We start from the raw sequence: 3,207 nt of genomic DNA on the forward strand, positions 1-3,207 counted from the left end.
TTCATCCGTTTAAATCATAAGGAATCGCTTCCTCTATCCTATCCTTAACCTAACCTTTTGGTTAAGCCCTCGACCGATTAGTAACAGTCAGCTGCACATGTTGCCATGCTTCCACCTCTGCCCTATCTACCTCGTCGTCTTCAAGGGGTCTTACTCTTGCGATGGGATATCTCATCTTGAGGGGGGCTTCACGCTTAGATGCCTTCAGCGTTTATCCCGTCCCGACTTGGCTACTCTGCCATGGGTTTGATACCCAACAGATACACCAGAGGTCAGTCCATCCCGGTCCTCTCGTACTAAGGACAGCTCCTCTCAAATATCCTACGCCCGCGCCGGATAGGGACCGAACTGTCTCACGACGTTCTGAACCCAGCTCGCGTACCGCTTTAATGGGCGAACAGCCCAACCCTTGGGACCTACTTCAGCCCCAGGATGCGATGAGCCGACATCGAGGTGCCAAACCACTCCGTCGATGTGAACTCTTGGGAGTGATAAGCCTGTTATCCCCAGGGTAGCTTTTATCCGTTGAGCGATGGCAATCCCACTTTCATACCACCGGATCACTAAGTCCTACTTTCGTACCTGCTCGACCCGTCGGTCTCGCAGTCAAGCTCCCTTATGCCTTTGCACTCTTTGAATGGTTTCCAACCATTCTGAGGGAACCTTTGAGCGCCTCCGATACCCTTTCGGAGGCGACCGCCCCAGTCAAACTCCCCACCTGACATTGTCCCACCACCGGATCACGGTGGCTGGTTAGAAATCCAGTATCACAAGGGTGGTATCCCAACAGTGGCTCCAAGAAGACTGGCGTCCTCTCTTCACGGCCTCCCACCTATCCTGTACATGCAATACCGAATCCCAGTATCAAGCTGGAGTAAAGCTCCATGGGGTCTTTCCGTCCTGGCGCAGGTAACCAGCATCTTCACTGGTATTTCAATTTCACCGGGTGCATTGTTGAGACAGCGCTCAAATCATTACGCCTTTCGTGCGGGTCGGAACTTACCCGACAAGGAATTTCGCTACCTTAGGACCGTTATAGTTACGGCCGCCGTTTACTGGGGCTTAGATTCAAAGCTTCGCTTGCGCTAACCTCTCCTCGTAACCTTCCAGCACCGGGCAGGCGTCAGCCCATATACCTCACCTTACGGTTTTGCATAGACCTGTGTTTTTGCTAAACAGTTGCTTGAGCCTATTCTCTGCGGCCCACTCTCGTGGGCACCCTTTATCCCGAAGTTACAGGGTCATTTTGCCGAGTTCCTTAACAATGCTTCTCCCGCCGGCCTTAGGATTCTCTCCTCATCCACCTGTGTCGGTTTACGGTACGGGTACATATCACACAATAGCGGCTTTTCTTGACAGCCCCTACGCCAACTTCGCTACTAATGTTCGCTACGCGTCACGTCCTCCTGTTGTTAAGCGGATTTGCCAGCCTAACCAGTCCTACGCTTGCCCCGGTCTTTTCATTCCCGGGTTTGACTTCGGTTCTGTGTCCCCACAGTTCTGATGATATGCAGTACAGGAATTTCAACCTGTTGTCCATCGACTACGCTTTTCAGCCTCGCCTTAGGCCCCGACTTACCCAGAGCAGATCAGCTTTACTCTGGAAACCTTAGATATTCGGCCTGGAGGATTCCCACCTCCATCTCGCTACTCATTCCGGCATTCTCTCTTCTATACAGTCCACAGCTCCTTGCCGGTACTGCTTCGCTCCGTATAGAATGCTCCTCTACCAATCATATGAATATGATTCCTAAGCTTCGGTGTTGTGTTTTAGCCCCGGACATTTTCGGCGCAGGACCTCTCGACTAGTGAGCTATTACGCACTCTTTGAATGTGTGGCTGCTTCTGAGCCAACATCCTAGTTGTCTTTGAAATCCCACATCCTTTTCCACTTAACACACACTTTGGGACCTTAGCTGTAGGTCTGGGCTCTTTCCCTTTTGACTACCCAACTTATCTCGTGCAGTCTGACTCCCGTACATCATCTGTCTGGCATTCGGAGTTTGATATTCTTCGGTAGACTTTGACGCCCCCTAGGAAATTCAGTGCTCTACCTCCAGCAGACTAATACGAGGCTAGCCCTAAAGCTATTTCGAGGAGAACCAGCTATCTCCGGGTTCGATTGGAATTTCTCCCCTATCCACACCTCATCGCCACCCTTTTCAACGGATGTGCGTTCGGTCCTCCATTCCCTTTTACGGGAACTTCAACCTGGACATGGATAGGTCACCCGGTTTCGGGTCTGCACATGCTGACTTGACGCCCTATTAAGACTTGATTTCTCTTCGGCTCCGCACCTTAAGTGCTTAACCTTGCCAGCATCCGCAACTCGCCGGACCGTTCTACAAAAAGTACGCGGTCGCACCTTAACGTGCTTCCACAGCTTGTAAACACAGGGTTTCAGGTTCTTTTTCACTCCCCTCCCGGGGTCCTTTTCACCTTTCCTTCACAGTACTATGCGCTATCGGTCACTAAGGAGTATTTAGCCTTGGGGGGTGGTCCCCCCGACTTCCCGCAAGGTTTCTCGTGTCTCGCGGTACTCTGGATCCTGCTGCTGCCTATTGTTTTCATGTACGGGGCTTTCACCCTCTCTGGCTGGTCTTTCCAGGACCATTCCATTAACAAATCGGCTCACGTATGCAGTCCTTAACCCCAGAGTGCACGCACTCTGGTTTGGGCTCTTTCCCTTTCGCTCGCCGCTACTCAGGAAATCGATGTTTCTTTCTTCTCCTCCGCCTACTTAGATGTTTCAGTTCAGCGGGTTCCCTTCCATACGTTATGGATTGGCGTATGGATACTTGAGGTCTTCTCAAGTGGGTTTCCCCATTCAGATATCTCCGGATCAAAGGATATTTGCTCCTCCCCGAAGCTTTTCGCAGCTTATCACGTCTTTCATCGGCTCTTAGTGCCAAGGCATCCACCCTGCGCTCTTATTAGCTTAACCAATTGACTTCCACACCATTCCCCTGACTGTTTTGCAGGAGGGGGACTTACACCTTTAAGGGTGCGGGTTTTGGTCTAAGATTCATAGCGTTGAATCTTTGGTTTAGGTTTACAATAAAATTTTTGGTTTGTTTTGGTTACACTTTCGTGTAACACCTCGGATGTCTTGATTTTGTCTCTCTTTTCTCCCTTGTGGCAAGCCACTCGGAAGAGTTTCGAAACTCTATCTAGATATTATTTCAATATGCAGTTTTCAAGGTACAT

1 rRNA gene is annotated in these 3,207 nt (G+C 50.5%); it reads right to left on the bottom strand.

The window, feature by feature from the left end:
• Positions 1-57: 57 nt before the first annotated feature.
• A 23S ribosomal RNA gene (locus CLOSYM_RS07645) occupies positions 58-2,944 on the bottom strand.
• Positions 2,945-3,207 lie beyond the last annotated feature (263 nt).

Source organism: [Clostridium] symbiosum ATCC 14940 (assembly GCF_000466485.1).
In the GTDB taxonomy this organism is placed as follows: domain Bacteria; phylum Bacillota; class Clostridia; order Lachnospirales; family Lachnospiraceae; genus Otoolea; species Otoolea symbiosa.